Origin of the sequence: Sphingobacterium spiritivorum, from assembly GCF_016724845.1 — a bacterium.
Classification (GTDB): domain Bacteria; phylum Bacteroidota; class Bacteroidia; order Sphingobacteriales; family Sphingobacteriaceae; genus Sphingobacterium; species Sphingobacterium spiritivorum_A.
This window is the reverse complement of sequence record NZ_CP068082.1, coordinates 1,852,819-1,870,125: the sequence shown is the minus strand read 5'-3', so window position 1 is coordinate 1,870,125 and position 17,307 is coordinate 1,852,819. Positions and strand designations below refer to the sequence as shown.

Sequence of the window (17,307 nt, the reverse complement as noted above, 5' to 3'; positions counted from 1 at the left end):
ATAAAGCGCTAAATCCGAAAGATTTGTTAATATAAATCATTGTGAGTACTTTTGTTACTCAGTTAGGTTGTCCAATGCTAGAATCGATAATTACTTCAAAAACCAGGCTTAAATTGCTGATTAAATTCTTCGTTTCAGCAAGTAATAAAAGCCATTTACGAGGTTTGGCAGAAGAATTTCAGGAGTCAACAAATGCGATCCGAAAAGAACTTAATCAACTTTCAGATGCAGGCTATTTGGATAAGGAAACAGAGAAAAACAGAATACTTTATAGAGCTAATACTAAACATTCCCTATTTAAGCCTATTCAAAATTTAATTCATACTTTTTTGGGAATTGACCAGTTTGTTGATCATATATTGGAGCAAGCAGGGGATATTAAGGAGGTTAGTTTAATTGGTAACTATGCAAAAGGATTAGATAGTGGAGTTATTGAGGTGCTTATTTTAGGTAATACAATAAATCAGGCATATTTATTGCAGTTAGCGGACAAGGTCGGCTTGCGTTTGGATAAAAAAGTGGAAATTTATTTTAATAAACCTTTTGAAGAACAAAAAATTAACTTATACCGAAGTAGCTCTCATGAATAGATTGGTGAGAAAAAGGATTGTATTACATTAGTAATTCTATGATTTATTAAAATTTTAAGAATAGCATTTGAAATATATGAGCAAAACAATTATCATTACCGGCGGAGCCGGATTTATTGGCTCCCATGTGGTTCGTGAATTTGTTACAAAATATCCGGAATATCATCTTGTCAATTTAGATGGATTGACCTATGCAGGTAATTTGGAAAATTTAAAAGATATTCAGGATAAACCGAATTATCAATTTATTAAAGCTGATATTACTGATGCTGCACTGATCCTTGATATATTCCGACAGTATAAACCGGATGGAGTTATACATTTAGCTGCAGAATCCCATGTCGATCGGTCTATTACAGATCCAACAGCTTTTGTTATGACGAATGTTATCGGAACTGTTAACTTGTTGAATGCAGCTAAAGAAATATGGAGGGATAACTTTGAGGGAAAACGTTTCCACCATATCTCCACGGATGAGGTTTTTGGAGCACTCGGTGCTACAGGATTATTCACAGAGGAAACCAAGTACGATCCACATTCCCCTTATTCGGCTTCTAAAGCTTCATCGGACCATTTTGTAAGAGCATATCATGATACGTATGGTTTACCAATTGTATTGACGAATTGCTCCAATAATTACGGTCCTAATCATTTCCCGGAAAAGCTTATTCCCTTATGTATACATAATATTTTAAATAATAAGCCACTTCCTATTTATGGTGATGGTAAGTATACACGTGACTGGCTTTTTGTAATTGATCATGCTAAGGCCATTGATCTGGTATATCATCGGGGGAAAAATGGTGAAAGTTATAATGTAGGTGGATTTAACGAATGGCAAAATATTGATCTGGTCAAAGAATTGTGTAAACAGATGGATGAGAAATTAGGAAGGCCGGTAGGCACCGCTGATCAGTTAATCACCTATGTTAAAGATCGGCCCGGACATGATCTTCGTTATGCTATTGATGCTGCTAAGATCAATCAGGAACTTGGTTATCAGCCATCAGTAACTTTTGAAGAGGGGCTCTCTGTCACTATCGATTGGTTCCTCAATAATCAGGAGTGGTTGGATCATGTTACTTCTGGGGATTATCAAAAGTATTATGAGGAGCAGTATAGATAGTTAAAAGGTTAGGGTGTTATAAAGTGATAAGGATATAAAGTTAAAAAGTTAGAAGGGATAAGTCTATGATTACTTCGCATAAGGATTTAAAGCTGTGGCACGAGAGTATGATACTTGTTGAAGATATCTATAAAATTGCTGCAAGCTTTCCAAAAGAGGAAATGTTTGGTCTAACCAGTCAGATTAAAAGATCAGTAGTTTCAATTCCTTCTAATATTGCTGAAGGGGCTGGAAGAAAAGGAAAAACCGAATTTATCCGGTTTCCTTATATTGCCTTAGGGTCGACAAGTGAACTCGAAACACAATTGGAAATTTCTGTCCGATTAGGATTTATGCAAAAGAATGAAGATATCTTTAAGCGAATACATTTTATTAAAAATATGATCGCTAAACTTATCACGAGTTTAAATAATAAAGATGCTAATGCGCTTTAACCATTTATCATTATAACTATATCAACAAATAAAGATGAAAGCTACAGAAACAAAGCTTCAGGGTTGTTTTATATTGGAGCCAGCTAAGTATGGCGATTCGCGTGGTTATTTTATGGAGAGTTTCAATGAAAAGACCTTTAATGATCTTACTGGAACTAACACGCATTTTGTCCAGGATAACCAGTCTTATTCCACAAGAGGAGTTTTGCGGGGATTACATGCCCAAGCTGGAGATCATGCCCAAGCTAAACTGGTTCGGGTTTTAGAAGGCGAGGTAATTGATATTGCTGTAGATGTACGTGCCGGATCATCTACGTTTGGCCAATACGTTGCAGTAAGACTATCTGCTGAGAATAATCTGCAGCTATTTGTTCCGCGGGGATTTTTACATGGTTTTGTCGTGTTAAGTGAGACCGCTACCTTTTTCTATAAATGTGATAATTTCTACAATAAAGAATCAGAATGTGGTGTGCATCCGCTGGATAAAGATCTCGCTGTAGACTGGCAAATTCCAATAGAGGAAATGGTATTATCTGATAAAGACAAAGCAGCTCCCGGTTTTAAGGAAATTTTTGGAATATGAGAATAGTAATTACTGGAGCAAACGGACAATTAGGATCTGAACTTAAAGATATACTAAGAAATGATACTGAAAAAGAATATCATTTCTTAGACCGTAAACACTTGCCTTTAGATCAGACATTGATCATTCAAGATCTTTTAGCACAATACCAACCTGATGTCATTATTCATGCAGCAGCCTATACTGCTGTAGATAGGGCGGAATCAGAACAAGAGTTAGCTGATCAGATTAATCATCTGGCAACATCGGAAATTGCTCAATACTGCCGTATTCATGGAACTAAGCTTATAGCTATTTCTACAGATTATGTTTTCGATGGCAATTCCAATATCCCTTTGAAAGAGGACGCTCCCGTAGACCCTATCAATATATATGGATTGACAAAGTTGAAAGGCGAGCATGCTATCCAAAAATGGCTTCCTGATGGAATTATTATCCGTACCTCATGGGTTTATTCAGTTTATGGAAATAATTTTGTAAAAACTATGGTTCGCCTGATGTCCGAGAGGGAGGAAATTTCAGTAATCAATGATCAGATTGGTTCGCCTACATATGCACACGATCTTGCTCTGGCTATTGTGGACATTATTGAAAGTGACAAATGGATTGGTGGCATTTACCATTATTCAAATGAAGGAGAAATTTCCTGGTATGATTTTGCGGTAGCGATTCGTGAGATTAAAGGCTTAGATTGTAAAATAAATCCCATTCCAACTACGCAGTATCCTACACCGGCTAAACGACCAAGGTACTCCTTATTAGATAAATCAAAGATAAAGCATGCATTTAAGGTTGACACTCCCAATTGGAAAGATAGCCTTAAAGTGATGATTGCTAAGAACATAGAAATTGAAAGCTAAAAAAAAATGAAAGGAATAATATTAGCAGGCGGTTCAGGTACACGTTTACACCCCTTAACATTAGCTGTTTCAAAACAGTTAATGCCAGTGTATGATAAACCTATGATCTATTATCCATTGTCTACATTGATGCTGGCTGGTATTAATGAGATTTTGATTATTTCGACACCTCAGGATCTTCCCAATTTCCAAAAATTATTGGGAGATGGTTCTCAAATTGGATGTAAGTTTTCATATAAGGAACAACCAAGCCCGGATGGATTAGCTCAAGCTTTTATTTTGGGAGAAGATTTTATTGGTAAGGACAAGGTTGCTTTGATCCTAGGAGATAATATTTTTTACGCATCAGGAATGTCAAAATTATTACAGGACTCATCCGATCCCGATGGAGGCGTTGTATTTGCTTACCAGGTATCCGACCCGGAGCGATATGGTGTGGTAGAGTTTGATAAGGATAATAAAGTTGTTTCTATTGAGGAAAAACCAAAAGAACCAAAATCTAATTATGCTGTTCCCGGACTTTATTTCTATGATAATGATGTAGTGGAAATTGCCAAAAATATTAAACCTTCATCACGAGGAGAACTGGAGATTACTGATATCAACGCAGAGTATCTACGAAGAGGAAAATTGAAAGTAGGTGTTTTTAACAGAGGAACGGCTTGGTTAGATACTGGTACTATCAATTCGCTAATGCAGGCATGTCAATTCGTTCAGGTAATAGAAGAGCGTCAGGGGATGAAAATTGCCGCTATTGAAGAGATAGCGTATCGTATGGGGTATATTAATAAAGAACAGTTATTGCAGATTGCTGAACCCTTAAGAAAATCTGGATACGGTGAATATTTATTGAATATTGTCAGGTAATATGAATATTTTAAATCTTATAGGCCGAAAGGAAGAGCTCTTTAATGAAGATATACAAAAACATGAAGAGAGACTAGAAGCTATCATTTCCAATGCAAAATTCTTAGTTATTGGCGGAGCCGGTTCTATTGGCCAGGCAACAACAAAGGAGATTTTTAAAAGAAATCCCAAGAAATTACATGTTGTAGATATTTCTGAGAATAATATGGTAGAATTAGTTCGCGATATCAGAAGCTCTTTTGGATATATCGAAGGAGACTTTCAGACTTTTGCTTTAGATATTGGTTCTATCGAATACGATGCCTTTTGGGAAGCAGATGGTGATTACGACTATGTTTTAAATCTTTCAGCATTAAAGCATGTACGTAGCGAAAAGGATCCCTATACTTTGATGCGTATGGCGGATGTCAATGTCTTCAATACAGACAAAACTTTGCAACAAGCTATTGAGAAAGGTGTAAAAAAATACTTCTGCGTATCTACGGATAAGGCTGCAAATCCTGTGAATATGATGGGAGCCTCTAAGCGCATTATGGAAATGTTTCTTATGCGCCGTAGTAAAGAAATTACTATCTCTACAGCTCGTTTTGCAAATGTTGCTTTTTCGGATGGTTCTTTACTGCATGGATTTAATAAGCGTATCGAGAAGAGGCAACCTATTGTTGCACCTAATGATATTAAGCGTTATTTCGTCATTCCTAAAGAGTCGGGCGAATTATGTTTAATGTCTTGTATATTTGGTGAAAATAGGGATATCTTTTTCCCTAAATTAAGTGAGAATTTACACTTAATTACTTTTGCGGAGATTGCTGAAAAATATTTGAAAGAAATGGGGTATGAGCCTTATTTGTGTGCAGATGAAAATGAAGCTAGATCGTTAGTCCATACTTTACCTCAAGAAGGAAAATGGCCTTGTCTATTTACAGGGAGTGACACTACTGGAGAGAAAGATTTTGAGGAGTTTTTTACAGAACACGAAACTCTTGATATGAATCGATTTGAAAATTTAGGTGTAATTAAGAATGAATTGAAGATTGAAGAAGATAAACTACAGTTGTTTGAATCTGCTATTCAGCATATGAAATCGAATAAGAAGTGGAATAAAGAACAAATCGTCGATTTATTTTTTCAAATGATTCCGGACTTTGGGCATAAAGAAACAGGGAAATATCTCGACGCTAAAATGTAATTATGCAGAGTATAGATAATATAATCTCTTTTATTAGGGATCAGTATAAAACTGATAAATTTATTCCACTTCATGAACCGCGGTTTAGAGGTAATGAGAAAAAATATGTTGTGGATACTATAGATTCTACATTTGTTTCGTCTGTTGGAGCTTATGTAGATAAGTTTGAGGAAATGATGCAAGCCTATACTGGTGCTGAAAAGGCTGTAGCAGTTGTCAACGGTACAGCATCTCTTCAGGTAGCTTTAAGGTTGGCAGGCGTGAAAGCTGGTGATGAAGTAATAACCCAAGCGTTAACTTTTATTGCAACAGCTAATGCCATTGTTTATAATCACGCAACTCCGATTTTTGTAGATGTAGATTTAGATACTATGGGGTTGTCTCCAAAGGCTTTATCATTCTTTTTAGAAGAATTTGGTGAACTTCGTGAAGATGGTTGCTATAACAAATCTACCGGAAATCGTATTGCTGCTTGTATGCCCATGCATACATTTGGTTTTCCTGTACATCTAGATGAATTATTAGCGGTTTGCGATAAATGGAATATTCCATTGGTAGAAGATGCTGCGGAATCTTTGGGTAGCTATTATAAGGGAAAACATACAGGTACCCTTGGATTAGTATCTGGATTTTCTTTTAATGGCAATAAAACGATTACTTGTGGTGGTGGTGGTGCTTTAATTACTAATGATTTAGAGTTAGGAAAACATGCCAAGTACTTAACAACAACAGCTAAACGACCACATCCTTATGAATTTTTCCATGATGAACTCGGATATAACTTTAGAATGCCGAATCTGAATGCTGCGTTAGCTTGTGCTCAAATGGAGGTCTTAGAAAGTTTCTTGGCGGATAAAAGACAGATGGCAGATGAATATGCTGCATTGTTTTCTGAATTAGGAATAAAATTCAGAAAAGAAACTCCAGACACGAAAGCTAATTATTGGTTAATGTGTGTTGAATTGAATGATAAGATGGATAGGGAAGATTTTCTAAAGTATACAAATGAGAATGGGGTAATGACAAGGCCAATTTGGAATCTTATGTATCGCCTGCCTATGTACGAACATTGTCAGCGGGATTCTCAACGTAATGCGGAGTTTTTAGAAGAACGAATTGTAAACATTCCTAGTAGTGTAAGATAGAAAGATGGATAGAGTTGCAATAATAGGATATTCTGGACATGCGTTTGTGGTATTGGATGCATGTAAAAAAATGGGAATCCCCGTTCATTTTTATTGTGATCGATCTAAGAGAAAACATAATAACCCTTACCAACTGACATTTTTGGGCGATGAGGGTAGTGAATCCTTTAATTGGAATGGGATAGATAAGTTTGTGCTGGGAATAGGAGATAATAATACCCGAAAACGGGTGGCTGAACGGATTATAGAAGCGGGTAAAGAGGTAGTTACAGTTGTACATCCCACCGCGGTAATTAATGATTTTGTTCGCATCGGTAAAGGAAGTTTCTTATCCAGTAATTGTGTTGTGAATACGTTAGCAATTGTTGGACAAAATTGCATAATCAATACCGGAGCTATAATAGAGCACGAATGCGTGTTAGGTGATTCAGTTCATATTGCACCAGGAGCTGTTTTAGCAGGAAGTGTTACGGTAGGTACAGGAACATTTATTGGAGCAAATGCGATAATTAAGCAAGGGATAACTATTGGAGATAATGTTATAGTAGGAGCGGGATCAGTAGTTATTAAGGATATTGAAGATAACGAAACTTGGGTTGGAAATCCAGTTAGAAAAATAAAATAATGAGTAGAGTATTAATAATAGCCGAAGCAGGAGTAAATCATAATGGTTCACTGAAAAATGCTTTTAAGTTGGTTGATGCAGCTGCAGAAGCGGGAGTTGACTATGTGAAGTTCCAAACTTTTAAAGCGGATAAGCTTGTTTCTAGAAGTGCGAAAAAGGCAGATTATCAGATTACGAATACGGGTAATAGTGAAGACTCACAATTAGAGATGCTTAAGCAGTTGGAATTATCACACACAGATCACGAAAAAATAATTGCTTATTGTAAAGAAAAAGGTGTTCAGTTTTTCTCTACCGCATTTGACTTAGATTCTTTACAATATTTGAAAGATATAGGGTTGGATTTAGTCAAGATACCTTCCGGTGAAATTACAAATTTACCTTACCTCCGAAAGGCAGCTAAATTGTTCTCAAAAGTTATATTATCAACAGGTATGTCCACAATGGAAGATATTGCAGCTGCGACTCAAATCTTTGTAAAAGAAGGTGTATCTGATATTTCGATTTTACATTGCAATACCGAATATCCAACACCAATGAGAGATGTGAACTTAAAAGCTATGTTAAGCATTGCAGATGAGTTTAAAGTAAATATTGGATACTCTGACCATACTTTAGGAATTGAAGTTCCTGTTGCTGCGGTAGCTCTAGGTGCGAAAATCATAGAAAAACATTTTACATTAGATAATACAATGGAGGGGCCAGATCATGCTGCCTCATTAGAACCAAAAGAGTTGAAAGCTATGGTTAGTGCTATTCGAAATATAGAAGAAGCTATTTCAGGTTCTGGAATTAAAGAACCTAGTGCGTCAGAGAAAAAGAACATGGCAATAGCGCGTAAAAGTTTAGTAGCCTCTCAAAATATAAAAAAGGGAGAAATTTTTACGGAAGATAACTTAACCGTCAAAAGACCAGGCAATGGGATTTCGCCAATGGAATGGGATAATGTTATCGGGAAGGTTGCCATTCAGGATTTTAACGAAGATGAAATAATTGTGTTGTAGATGAGAAAGATTTGTGTAGTTACAGCGACAAGAGCGGAGTATGGTTTATTAAAACCATTAATGGATTTGATCCAGCAGTCACCGGACTTAGAATTACAAGTTATTGTTACTGGAGCACATTTATCTCCTGAATTTGGCTTGACTTATTTGCAAATTGAAGCTGATGGTTTTACAATCAATGAAAAAATAGAAATTTTATTGTCGTCAGATACATCGGGCAGTATTGTTAAGACAATGGGGCTTGCTATGAACGGTATGGCTGATGTCCTGCCTAGATTATTGCCTGATTTATTGGTTATATTAGGAGATCGTTATGAGATGTTGGCAATTGCTTCTGCAGCAACAATTTTTAAGGTTCCGATAGCGCATCTACATGGAGGTGAGATCACGGAAGGGGCTTATGACGATGCTATTCGACACGCAATAACCAAGTTGAGCCATCTTCATTTTGCCTCAACCGAAGAATATAGAAATCGAATAATTCAAATGGGCGAAGACCCTAACCAAGTGTTCAATGTGGGGGCAATTGGATTGGATAATATTAATAATCTTAAACTTTTGACTAAAGAAGAAATTGAAAACGATTTAGGAATTAAATTCTTAAAATACAATTACCAAGTTACTTTTCACCCTGAGACTTTAAGTGAATTAAGTTCTGCTGAACAGTTCCAGATATTATTGGATGCAATAGATCTACAAGACCAGAGTTTTTTTATCTTTACGAAAGCAAATGCTGATACAGATGGCAGGGTTATAAACCAAATGATAGATGATTATGTTTCTAAGAATCACAATAATGCAAAAGCCTTCACATCTTTAGGTGCTTTAAGATTTTTATCTGTTGTTAGAGAATGTACTGCTATTGTTGGAAATAGTTCTAGCGGGATATTAGAAGCTCCTTCTCTACATACGGCAACTTTAAATATTGGCAATAGACAAAGGGGACGAATTCAGGCCGACAGTGTTATCAATGTTGACTGCAAAGTGGAAGAAATTGTAGCAGGTTTTGGACATTTAAGAAGCGATTCTTTTCAAAGTAGATTAAATTTGGTTTGTAACCCTTACTATCAAGGAAATGCTGCGAAAAGGATTATAAAAGTAATTTCCGAACGTAGCGCATCCATTGAAAAACATTTTAACAATATTGTATGAATACTTTAGTAGATAAGCATGTTATTCATAAAGGACAGTCCGTAAGAGATGCTTTAATAAAATTGGATTTGATTGCTCCTTCGTCCATATTATTTGTTGTCGATGAAAACAAAAAGCTTTTGGGTTCTTTGACAGATGGAGATTTGAGACGTGGATTTATCCGAGGATTAGGCTTTGAAAATAGTTTGTTAGATTTTATACAGTCAAATCCAGTATTTATTCGTGAGAATGAATATGATTTAAATCAGTTAGAGAAATTTAGGAAAGATTTACTTAAAATAATACCTATAATAAGCCCTACACGCCATATTGTAGACATATTAGATTTTAGCTTACGTAGAACTTTAATTCCTGCAGATGCAATCTTGATGGCTGGAGGTGAAGGTAGGAGACTACGCCCGTTAACTGAAAATACGCCTAAGCCTCTGTTACGTGTAGGGGATAAGCCTATCATAGAGTATAATATAGATAGACTGAAAGAGGTAGGAGTTAGTACGATCAATCTTAGTATAAATTATTTGGGAGAACAATTAGTAGAGTATTTTGGAGATGGATCAAAAAAAGAAATCAATATTAAGTATGTTCGTGAGGATAAGCCTTTGGGCACTATTGGGGGAATTCTATTAGTAGATCATTTTAATCATGATGATATTATAGTTATGAACTCAGATTTATTAACGAATATCGATTTTGGAGATTTTTTCAAGACATTTAAAGACACAAATGCTGACATGGCTGTTGCAGCGACCTCATATCATGTTGATGTTCCTTATGCTGTATTGGAAGTTAATGAAACAAATACTGTACGTTCTTTAAAAGAGAAGCCTAGATATACTTATTATTCTAATGCGGGAATCTATATATTGAAGAAGGATTTGCTAAGAATGATTCCTAAAGATGAATTCTTTAATATTACAGATTTGATGGATCGTGTCATTGAAATGAATTTGAAATTAATTACTTATCCAATTAATGGTTATTGGTTGGATATTGGAAAACATGAGGATTTTAAAAAAGCACAAGAAGATATAAAGCATATTAAGTTGTAAGATATTATATGAAAGGATTAATTACAATATGTGCAAGAGGGGGTTCAAAAGGGATTCCTGGAAAGAATATTAAGTTCATTGGTGGAAAACCTTTAATTGCATATTCTATTGAAGTGGCTTTGTCATTTGCTAAAAATTGGGATAGTGATATTTTTCTCTCAACCGATTCTAAAGAAATTAAAGATGTTGTGAAAGCATTAGAATTTTCATGTGTTAATACAGATTATAATAGACCGGACTTTCTTGCAAATGATTCTGCTGGAAAATTGGATGCTATTAAAGATATAAAGTGTTATGCAGAAAATAATAACAATTATAATTATGATTTTGTTATTGACTTAGATGTTACATCACCGCTTCGTACAAAAGAAGATTTAAGTAGGGCTATTAACATTCTATTTGATAATGAAGATGCAGTAAATTTATTCTCGGTTAGTCCAGCAAATAGAAATCCTTATTTTAATATGGTAGAAGAGAATTCAGATGGTTTTTTTAGTTTATGTAAAACCGGCCAATTTTTAACTAGACAATCAGCTCCAAAGGTTTATGATTTGAACGCTTCTTTTTATGTGTTTAAACGTAAATTCTTTGAGGAAGGGCATAAAACAGTAATTACAAACAAGAGTATGGTTTATGAAGTCCCGCATTTGTGTTTTGACCTGGATCACCCAATTGATTTTGAGATTATGTCTTATTTGCTGGAGAATAAAAAATTAGATTTCGATTTTAAATATTGATAATGAAGGTTCTTATAGTAGGATTAGGGTCTATCGCAAGGAAGCATATATTTGCACTTCGGGAATTAGATAACAATGTTAAAATATATGCATTGCGAAGTGGAAATAATTCAACCTCAGATATTAAAGAAGGAGTAATAAACATCTTTGATATTTCGGAATTGGATATGCTTGTGATTGATTTTATAATCGTAGCCAATCCTACAGAATTTCACTATATTACTATAAAAGGATTAATTGAGTTTGGAAAGCCACTATTTATTGAAAAGCCATTATTCTCAAAAATCACAATAGAAACAAAAGTTCTGTTAGACACTATTTTGAAAAGGAATCTCCAAACATATGTTGCTTGCAACCTTCGATTTTTAGATTCCATTATTAGAATAAAACATTTGATTCAATCAGAAAGAATAAACGAAGTCAATGTTTATTGTGGATCTTATTTGCCAGATTGGCGTCCTGGAATTGATTTTCGAAAAGTGTATAGTGCAAATAGAGAAATGGGGGGTGGTGTGCATATAGATTTAATTCATGAGTTGGATTATATCTATTGGCTATGGAATGAGCCTATAGAAAGGCGAGTGTTTTTTTCTAACAGTTCCTCATTAGATATAACAGCATTTGACTATGCAAATTATTTATGGAGTTACAAAGGGTTTACAGTGTCTATTATTCTAAATTATTATAGAAAAGATGCTAAAAGAGTAATGGAAATTGTTTCTGAAAATGGAACTTATTTGGTAGACCTGTTGGGAAATACAATTACTAAGGATGGAGAGTTAATCTTTTCTTCAGAACAAAGAATTAAGGATACTTATAAATCACAAATGAACTATTTTATTAAAACTGTATTAAATGGTAATAGTTCATTTAACACGGTTGAAGAAGCTAATAGAATTTTAGAATTATGTATGCAGGATTAAGAAATAGAGTTATCATACTAACAGGAGCTGGAGGTTTGATCGGCCAAGAAGTTCTTAAGCATTTGTCTTTGCATGGAGCAAAAGTTGTCGCGGTGGATTTACATCCTGTAGATGGAGCAGACTCTATGATGTGTTTAAATATTACACAAAAGGACGATATTGATGTTTTGATTCAAACTGTTTTAGAGAAATACGGTAATATTTACGGTCTTGTCAATCTAGCCTATCCTAGAACATCTGATTGGGGCGCTGCATTCGAGAATATTTCCTTAGACTCTTGGGAAAGAAACGTGGATATGCAACTGAATGCGGTCTTTTATATGTGTCAGCGTGTCTTGGAATGTATGAAGGAACAAAACTATGGTTCCATAGTCAATATTGCTTCTATTTACGGAGTAGTGGGAAATGACTTTACAATTTACGAAGAGTATGGCGGAACATCGCCAGCAGCATATGCAGCAATCAAAGGAGGTATTATAAATTTTACAAGATACTTAGCTTCGTATTATGGGAAATATAATGTTAGAGTAAACTGTATGTCCCCAGGAGGCGTATTGGATTTGAAAAATCAACATCCATCCTTTATAGATCGATATTCAAAGAAATCACCATTGAAGAGATTGGGGAAACCATCAGAAATGGCTCCGGCTATTTCATTTTTATTATCAGAGGATGCTTCATTCATTACAGGACACAATTTGATGGTTGATGGGGGGTGGACAGCAATTTAATTAAAATTTAAAAATAACTAAATACAAAGAAATGGAAAGAATATTTTGGTGTAAGAATTGTTTAAATATGTCTACACGGCCTAGAATTTCATTTGATAATAGAGGATGGTGTAATGCGTGTCAATGGATGGAAGAGAAACGGGAATTAGATTGGTCTTTTAGACAAACACAATTAAAGGAATTATTAGACAAACATAAATCAAAAACAGGTAATTTTGACTGTATAGTTCCTGTGAGTGGTGGTAAAGACGGCTCTTATGTAGCTTATATGCTGAAACACAAATACGGCATGAATCCCTTAGCAGTAACAGTGAGACCAGCCTTATCACTACCTATCGGAGATCAAAATCTCTTCAATTTTATCCAATCAGGTTTTAATCATATTCATGTCTCTACAAATCCAAAAGTATTAGACAGACTCAATAAGTATGGTTTTATTGAAAAAGGTTTTCCTTATTATGGTTGGTTAATAGCAATTCATACTGCAGTCATTCGAACAGCTATTAGTTTTAAAATTCCTTTATTGTTTTATGGAGAAGATGGTGAAATAGAATATGGAGGTTCGACTGCCAGCAAGAATAACCCAACATATGGTATTGATTATATGCGTAGTGTATATCTTGAAGGTGGGCACAAAAAGGTTTTTGATAGAATTTTGGAAGATGGTGATATTACAGAGGCTGACTTAACATTTTTTACATTTCCAAGCGAAGAAGAAGTATCCTCTGTTGGAATGGAGTTTACACATTGGTCCTATTATGAGTCATGGGACTCTTACAGAAATTATGTTGTTGCAAAGGAACATTGTGGTCTAACAGAAAAGGATGAAGGTAATTCTGATACTTTTACAAACTTTGCCCAAAACGACCAAGCCTTATATGCATTGCATGCTTATTTAATGTATTTAAAATTTGGTTTTGGAAGAGCAACGCAAGATGCGGGAATTGAGATTAGACGTGGCTCGATGACAAGAGATCAAGCTTTGAACTTAGTTAAAATGTACGATAATGCATATCCTGCTGATTTAATTCCTCTTTATTTGGAATATTATAAGATGACTAAAGATGAATTTGATGCAGTTTTGGATAAATATGCAAATAAGGACTTATTTGAAAAAGTTGAGGGTATTTGGCAACCTAAATTTACGCCAGGAGACGATTTTGAAATATGAGAATTGCAATAGTTGATTATGGAATGGGAAATATCCATTCCATAATTGGTGCATTAAAATACTTAGGTATTACTGATGTTATAGTAAGTAATGATTTCAATGAGCTTATTATTTCAGATAAATTGATCTTACCCGGAGTAGGAGCATTTGGAAAGGCTATAAAAGAAATACAAGATAGGTCTCTTGATAGTATTCTTCGCGAGATTGTAATAGAGGCGAAGAGACCAATTTTGGGTATTTGTTTAGGTATGCAAATATTATCATCATCTAGTAATGAAAATGGCGAACATTTAGGATTAGGATTTATTGAGACGCGAGTAGAAAAGTTTGAGGAAGAAAATCTTACAATTCCACATGTGGGGTTTAATCAAATTGATTTACCTCTTTCTCAATCAAGGTTATTTAAGGGGTTTAATGACCATCCTGATTTCTATTTTACTCATAGTTATAGAATGATTGGTAGTGATGATATTGTATTTGCAAATTGCAACTATGGAGGGAACTTTATAGCTGCTTTTGAAAAGGAGAATATTGCCGGAGCTCAGTTTCATCCTGAACTCAGCCAAACTAACGGATTGAAATTTTTAAATAATTTTTTAACAGAATTCTAATGCTAAGAAAGAGAGTTATATTTACTTTACTTTATTGCGATGGCTTTTTTATGCAGAGTCGAAATTTTCGTCTTCAAAAGGTGGGAGACATAAATTGGCTTGAAAAGTTTTATAAATTTAATAAAATCGCTTTTTCTTTAGATGAATTAGTTATACTAAATGTTTCTAGAAAGAGCAAAAATCAAGAGGAATTTGGAAGGACGGTAAGCCGGCTTGTAGAAGGAACTTATATGCCTGTTGCTGTTGGTGGTGGAATTAGAAGTTTGGAAGATGCGGAAATGTTATTTAAAAGTGGAGCAGATAAAATAGTTCTTAATACTTCTTTATCGTCTGATCCGGATTTAGTTAAACTTATTGTTCAAAAGTATGGATCTCAAAGTGTTGTTGCCTCTATTGATTATTTAAAGAAAGGCGAAAGCAGTGAAATTTTCATAGAAAATGGCTCTTTAAATATTAATGAAGGTTTTGAGAATTACCTTTCACATTTGAAAGATCTTAACGTAGGTGAAGTATATCTAAATTCCATGGAACGGGATGGTACAGGGTTTGGGTATGATTTCTCTTTAGTCAAGTTAGTAAAGTCTATTTTAAATGTACCATTGATAATTGCAGGGGGAGCAGGAAATGAAGGTCATCTAAAAGAAGCTTTGTTACATTCTGAAATTAGTGCCGCAGCAACAGCTAATCTTTTTAACTTTATAGGGGATGGTCTTCCAAAAGCAAGATTTTTTTTAATTAATTCAGGTGAAAACTTAGCAAATTGGGATGTTATTAAGGGAAATAATAAATAAATATAAATTTTGCTTACATACGGATAGAATTGGTCCGGATATTCCTTTTACTCATTGGAGACTACATTTTGAGTCTACAATGAAAAAACTATGTAAGAAAAAATTTAAATATTTTGATGAATCGGCTCAATTTAGAGCTGGAGCATATGCTGTAGGTTGTTCAAAAATACACATTGGAAAAAGGGTAGTTATTCGTCCTGGAACTATGTTATTCGGAGAAACAATAATTAGTATGGAGTGTTCTATCTTAATAGAAGATGACGTAATGATAGGAAGTGGAGTTCATATTTATGTGAATAATCATAAATTTGATGATCCTAGTACTCCGTTAATAGAACAAGGGTATTACCCTGATCAACAGGTTATATTAAAGAAAGGATGTTGGATAGGTGCTAATGCGATTATATTACCAGGGGTCATAATAGGTGAAAATGCAGTGATAGGAGCAGGAAGTATTGTTACAAAGTCAGTTCCTGATAGGACAGTTTTTGCAGGAAGTCCTGCAAGATTTATAAAGGAAATACAATGAGTTCAAGATTTGATAAGATTGTGTATTTGAGATACATGCCTTTAACGTCAAAAATTTTTACAGATTTTTATATGGACTCCTTTTCCGAAGGTTCAAATATAAAGGTGGAATACTGGGATTTATCAGATATTTTCTTTCCCAATGCTTTTTCAGAAAAAGGTTTTTCTCCAGAAAAACTTTTTATTAAAGAATTTGAATCTTATCATGCTTTAGAAAAGGAATTAGAGTTGAATATCGATGTTAAAAGGACACTGTTTGTTAGTTTGATGAGTTTTGAAGGACGAATTAGAAAACTTTTAAGAATTTTAACAAGATTCAATTGTACTATGTCGGTTTTTGCTCGTAATATGTTTCCTGTAGGTTATCAATTGAAATCATCATTTCTTTCAAAATTAAAATCTTTGAATTACAGCAGTTTGATTAATCGTTTGGAATCTGTTTTGTTGAATTATGATTTAAAGAGGGGGGTAGTTAAAGGTTATGATATCATATTTCAGGGAGGACGTGAAGGGTGGAAAGGAATTGGCCGGATAAATTATGATTTTATTAAAAATTCAACAGTTGTAAGAGTCAATAGCGATGATTATGACAGCTATTTAAATAACTTAAAATGTGAGCCGGTTATAGCACCCGGTTATATATTATTTTTAGATGAATACTTACCTCTGCATCCAGATACTATATTATTCAAAATAAAAAACATACCGGAAGAAATTTATTACAAAGAATTAAATAGCTTTTTCAATTTTGTTGAACAAAAAACTGGATTACCTATTATAATCGCTGCTCATCCCAAAGCTGAAAAATATAAGACAAAAAATTTTTTTGAGAATAGAAAGGTTATTTTTAATAAAACAGTATCATTAACGAAATTTGCAAAATATGTCATAGCCCATGATTCTACATCAATTAATTTTGCGATTTCCTTTAGAAAGCCTATTTTGTTTCTTTCTTCCGAGAACATAAATAAATATATTTCCACTGTTCATAATAATGTGATAAATTTTGCAGCATACTTGAACCTCCCTCATTTTTTAATGGAAAATTTGGAGATAAATTTGGTTAATGATATTTCTGAGTTAAGGTATGAATCCTATAAATATGATTTTCAAACTTCACCCGAGACGGAGAATATGTTAAGTCAAGAGATTTTTAAAAATTTTATCCTTAATAAAGATAATCATAGTTAA

The 17,307-nt window shown here is 34.3% G+C and carries 20 protein-coding genes; all 20 read left to right on the top strand.

Annotated elements, in window-relative coordinates; all coding sequences use genetic code 11:
• The first annotated feature begins 41 nt into the window (after positions 1-41).
• The 20 genes from I6J03_RS07785 to I6J03_RS07690 all read left to right on the top strand — a co-directional run bounded on the left by I6J03_RS07785 (position 42) and on the right by I6J03_RS07690 (position 17,307).
• Positions 42-590 carry a helix-turn-helix domain-containing protein gene (locus tag I6J03_RS07785; RefSeq protein ID WP_157600511.1) on the top strand — a complete coding sequence of 183 codons (549 nt, stop codon included), beginning with the start codon at positions 42-44 and terminating at the stop codon, positions 588-590.
• Positions 591-666: 76 nt separating this feature from the next.
• Positions 667-1,716 (top strand): dTDP-glucose 4,6-dehydratase, encoded by a 1,050-nt coding sequence (gene rfbB, locus I6J03_RS07780; RefSeq protein WP_003009055.1) that lies wholly within the window; start codon positions 667-669, stop codon positions 1,714-1,716.
• A 107-nt stretch (positions 1,717-1,823) separates the two neighbouring features.
• Positions 1,824-2,150: a four helix bundle protein gene (locus I6J03_RS07775; RefSeq protein ID WP_232279763.1), complete on the top strand. Its 327-nt coding sequence runs from the start codon at positions 1,824-1,826 to the stop codon at positions 2,148-2,150.
• A gap of 34 nt (positions 2,151-2,184) precedes the next feature.
• Positions 2,185-2,733 carry a dTDP-4-dehydrorhamnose 3,5-epimerase gene (gene rfbC / locus I6J03_RS07770; RefSeq protein ID WP_003009051.1) on the top strand — a complete coding sequence of 183 codons (549 nt, stop codon included), beginning with the start codon at positions 2,185-2,187 and terminating at the stop codon, positions 2,731-2,733.
• The gene (gene rfbD / locus I6J03_RS07765) at positions 2,730-3,593 is read left to right on the top strand and encodes a dTDP-4-dehydrorhamnose reductase (protein ID WP_003009049.1); all 864 of its coding nucleotides are present in this window, start codon (positions 2,730-2,732) and stop codon (positions 3,591-3,593) included. Before rfbC ends, rfbD begins: the two co-directional genes overlap by 4 nt.
• Before the next feature lie 6 nt (positions 3,594-3,599).
• Positions 3,600-4,460 carry a glucose-1-phosphate thymidylyltransferase RfbA gene (rfbA, locus tag I6J03_RS07760; protein WP_003009048.1) on the top strand — a complete coding sequence of 287 codons (861 nt, stop codon included), beginning with the start codon at positions 3,600-3,602 and terminating at the stop codon, positions 4,458-4,460.
• 1 nt (position 4,461) lies between these two features.
• Positions 4,462-5,649, top strand: a complete 1,188-nt coding sequence (locus I6J03_RS07755) for a UDP-N-acetylglucosamine 4,6-dehydratase (RefSeq protein ID WP_003009046.1) — start codon at positions 4,462-4,464, stop codon at positions 5,647-5,649.
• Positions 5,650-5,651: 2 nt separating this feature from the next.
• On the top strand, positions 5,652-6,794 hold the full coding sequence (locus I6J03_RS07750) for a LegC family aminotransferase (RefSeq protein WP_003009044.1): 1,143 nt from the start codon (positions 5,652-5,654) through the stop codon (positions 6,792-6,794).
• Between the two features lie 4 nt (positions 6,795-6,798).
• Positions 6,799-7,419, top strand: a complete 621-nt coding sequence (locus I6J03_RS07745; RefSeq protein WP_003009042.1) for an acetyltransferase — start codon at positions 6,799-6,801, stop codon at positions 7,417-7,419.
• Positions 7,419-8,423 carry an N-acetylneuraminate synthase gene (gene neuB / locus I6J03_RS07740; protein WP_003009041.1) on the top strand — a complete coding sequence of 335 codons (1,005 nt, stop codon included), beginning with the start codon at positions 7,419-7,421 and terminating at the stop codon, positions 8,421-8,423. The genes I6J03_RS07745 and neuB overlap by 1 nt, the downstream gene beginning before the upstream one ends.
• Positions 8,424-9,575, top strand: coding sequence for a UDP-N-acetylglucosamine 2-epimerase (gene neuC, locus I6J03_RS07735; RefSeq protein ID WP_003009039.1), 1,152 nt, complete (start codon positions 8,424-8,426; stop codon positions 9,573-9,575).
• Positions 9,572-10,624: a nucleotidyltransferase family protein gene (locus tag I6J03_RS07730; RefSeq protein WP_003009037.1), complete on the top strand. Its 1,053-nt coding sequence runs from the start codon at positions 9,572-9,574 to the stop codon at positions 10,622-10,624. The genes neuC and I6J03_RS07730 overlap by 4 nt, the downstream gene beginning before the upstream one ends.
• Positions 10,625-10,632: 8 nt before the next feature.
• On the top strand, positions 10,633-11,361 hold the full coding sequence (locus I6J03_RS07725) for an acylneuraminate cytidylyltransferase family protein (protein WP_003009035.1): 729 nt from the start codon (positions 10,633-10,635) through the stop codon (positions 11,359-11,361).
• A gap of 2 nt (positions 11,362-11,363) precedes the next feature.
• Positions 11,364-12,284 (top strand): Gfo/Idh/MocA family protein, encoded by a 921-nt coding sequence (locus I6J03_RS07720; protein WP_003009033.1) that lies wholly within the window; start codon positions 11,364-11,366, stop codon positions 12,282-12,284.
• Positions 12,269-13,015 carry an SDR family oxidoreductase gene (locus I6J03_RS07715; RefSeq protein WP_003009030.1) on the top strand — a complete coding sequence of 249 codons (747 nt, stop codon included), beginning with the start codon at positions 12,269-12,271 and terminating at the stop codon, positions 13,013-13,015. Before I6J03_RS07720 ends, I6J03_RS07715 begins: the two co-directional genes overlap by 16 nt.
• A 31-nt stretch (positions 13,016-13,046) precedes the next feature.
• Positions 13,047-14,186: an N-acetyl sugar amidotransferase gene (locus I6J03_RS07710; RefSeq protein WP_039990146.1), complete on the top strand. Its 1,140-nt coding sequence runs from the start codon at positions 13,047-13,049 to the stop codon at positions 14,184-14,186.
• A complete protein-coding gene (hisH, locus tag I6J03_RS07705) occupies positions 14,183-14,797 on the top strand; it encodes an imidazole glycerol phosphate synthase subunit HisH (RefSeq protein ID WP_003009026.1) in 615 nt (204 codons plus the stop codon). The genes I6J03_RS07710 and hisH overlap by 4 nt, the downstream gene beginning before the upstream one ends.
• A complete protein-coding gene (locus I6J03_RS07700) occupies positions 14,797-15,588 on the top strand; it encodes a HisA/HisF-related TIM barrel protein (RefSeq protein ID WP_003009024.1) in 792 nt (263 codons plus the stop codon). The genes hisH and I6J03_RS07700 overlap by 1 nt, the downstream gene beginning before the upstream one ends.
• A 79-nt stretch (positions 15,589-15,667) precedes the next feature.
• Positions 15,668-16,117 carry an acyltransferase gene (locus I6J03_RS07695; RefSeq protein WP_201694276.1) on the top strand — a complete coding sequence of 150 codons (450 nt, stop codon included), beginning with the start codon at positions 15,668-15,670 and terminating at the stop codon, positions 16,115-16,117.
• On the top strand, positions 16,114-17,307 hold the full coding sequence (locus I6J03_RS07690) for a hypothetical protein (protein WP_003009020.1): 1,194 nt from the start codon (positions 16,114-16,116) through the stop codon (positions 17,305-17,307). The genes I6J03_RS07695 and I6J03_RS07690 overlap by 4 nt, the downstream gene beginning before the upstream one ends.

Bases quoted from the DNA above. Each gene is read 5' to 3' on its own strand.
- rfbB (WP_003009055.1), top strand. From the start codon at position 667: ATGAGCAAAACAATTATCATTACCGGCGGAGCCGGATTTATTGGCTCC.
- I6J03_RS07775 (WP_232279763.1), top strand. From the start codon at position 1,824: ATGATACTTGTTGAAGATATCTATAAAATTGCTGCAAGCTTTCCAAAA.
- rfbC (WP_003009051.1), top strand. From the start codon at position 2,185: ATGAAAGCTACAGAAACAAAGCTTCAGGGTTGTTTTATATTGGAGCCA.
- rfbD (WP_003009049.1), top strand. From the start codon at position 2,730: ATGAGAATAGTAATTACTGGAGCAAACGGACAATTAGGATCTGAACTT.
- rfbA (WP_003009048.1), top strand. From the start codon at position 3,600: ATGAAAGGAATAATATTAGCAGGCGGTTCAGGTACACGTTTACACCCC.
- I6J03_RS07755 (WP_003009046.1), top strand. From the start codon at position 4,462: ATGAATATTTTAAATCTTATAGGCCGAAAGGAAGAGCTCTTTAATGAA.
- I6J03_RS07750 (WP_003009044.1), top strand. From the start codon at position 5,652: ATGCAGAGTATAGATAATATAATCTCTTTTATTAGGGATCAGTATAAA.
- I6J03_RS07745 (WP_003009042.1), top strand. From the start codon at position 6,799: ATGGATAGAGTTGCAATAATAGGATATTCTGGACATGCGTTTGTGGTA.
- neuB (WP_003009041.1), top strand. From the start codon at position 7,419: ATGAGTAGAGTATTAATAATAGCCGAAGCAGGAGTAAATCATAATGGT.
- neuC (WP_003009039.1), top strand. From the start codon at position 8,424: ATGAGAAAGATTTGTGTAGTTACAGCGACAAGAGCGGAGTATGGTTTA.
- I6J03_RS07730 (WP_003009037.1), top strand. From the start codon at position 9,572: ATGAATACTTTAGTAGATAAGCATGTTATTCATAAAGGACAGTCCGTA.
- I6J03_RS07725 (WP_003009035.1), top strand. From the start codon at position 10,633: ATGAAAGGATTAATTACAATATGTGCAAGAGGGGGTTCAAAAGGGATT.
- I6J03_RS07720 (WP_003009033.1), top strand. From the start codon at position 11,364: ATGAAGGTTCTTATAGTAGGATTAGGGTCTATCGCAAGGAAGCATATA.
- I6J03_RS07715 (WP_003009030.1), top strand. From the start codon at position 12,269: ATGTATGCAGGATTAAGAAATAGAGTTATCATACTAACAGGAGCTGGA.
- I6J03_RS07710 (WP_039990146.1), top strand. From the start codon at position 13,047: ATGGAAAGAATATTTTGGTGTAAGAATTGTTTAAATATGTCTACACGG.
- hisH (WP_003009026.1), top strand. From the start codon at position 14,183: ATGAGAATTGCAATAGTTGATTATGGAATGGGAAATATCCATTCCATA.
- I6J03_RS07700 (WP_003009024.1), top strand. From the start codon at position 14,797: ATGCTAAGAAAGAGAGTTATATTTACTTTACTTTATTGCGATGGCTTT.
- I6J03_RS07695 (WP_201694276.1), top strand. From the start codon at position 15,668: ATGAAAAAACTATGTAAGAAAAAATTTAAATATTTTGATGAATCGGCT.
- I6J03_RS07690 (WP_003009020.1), top strand. From the start codon at position 16,114: ATGAGTTCAAGATTTGATAAGATTGTGTATTTGAGATACATGCCTTTA.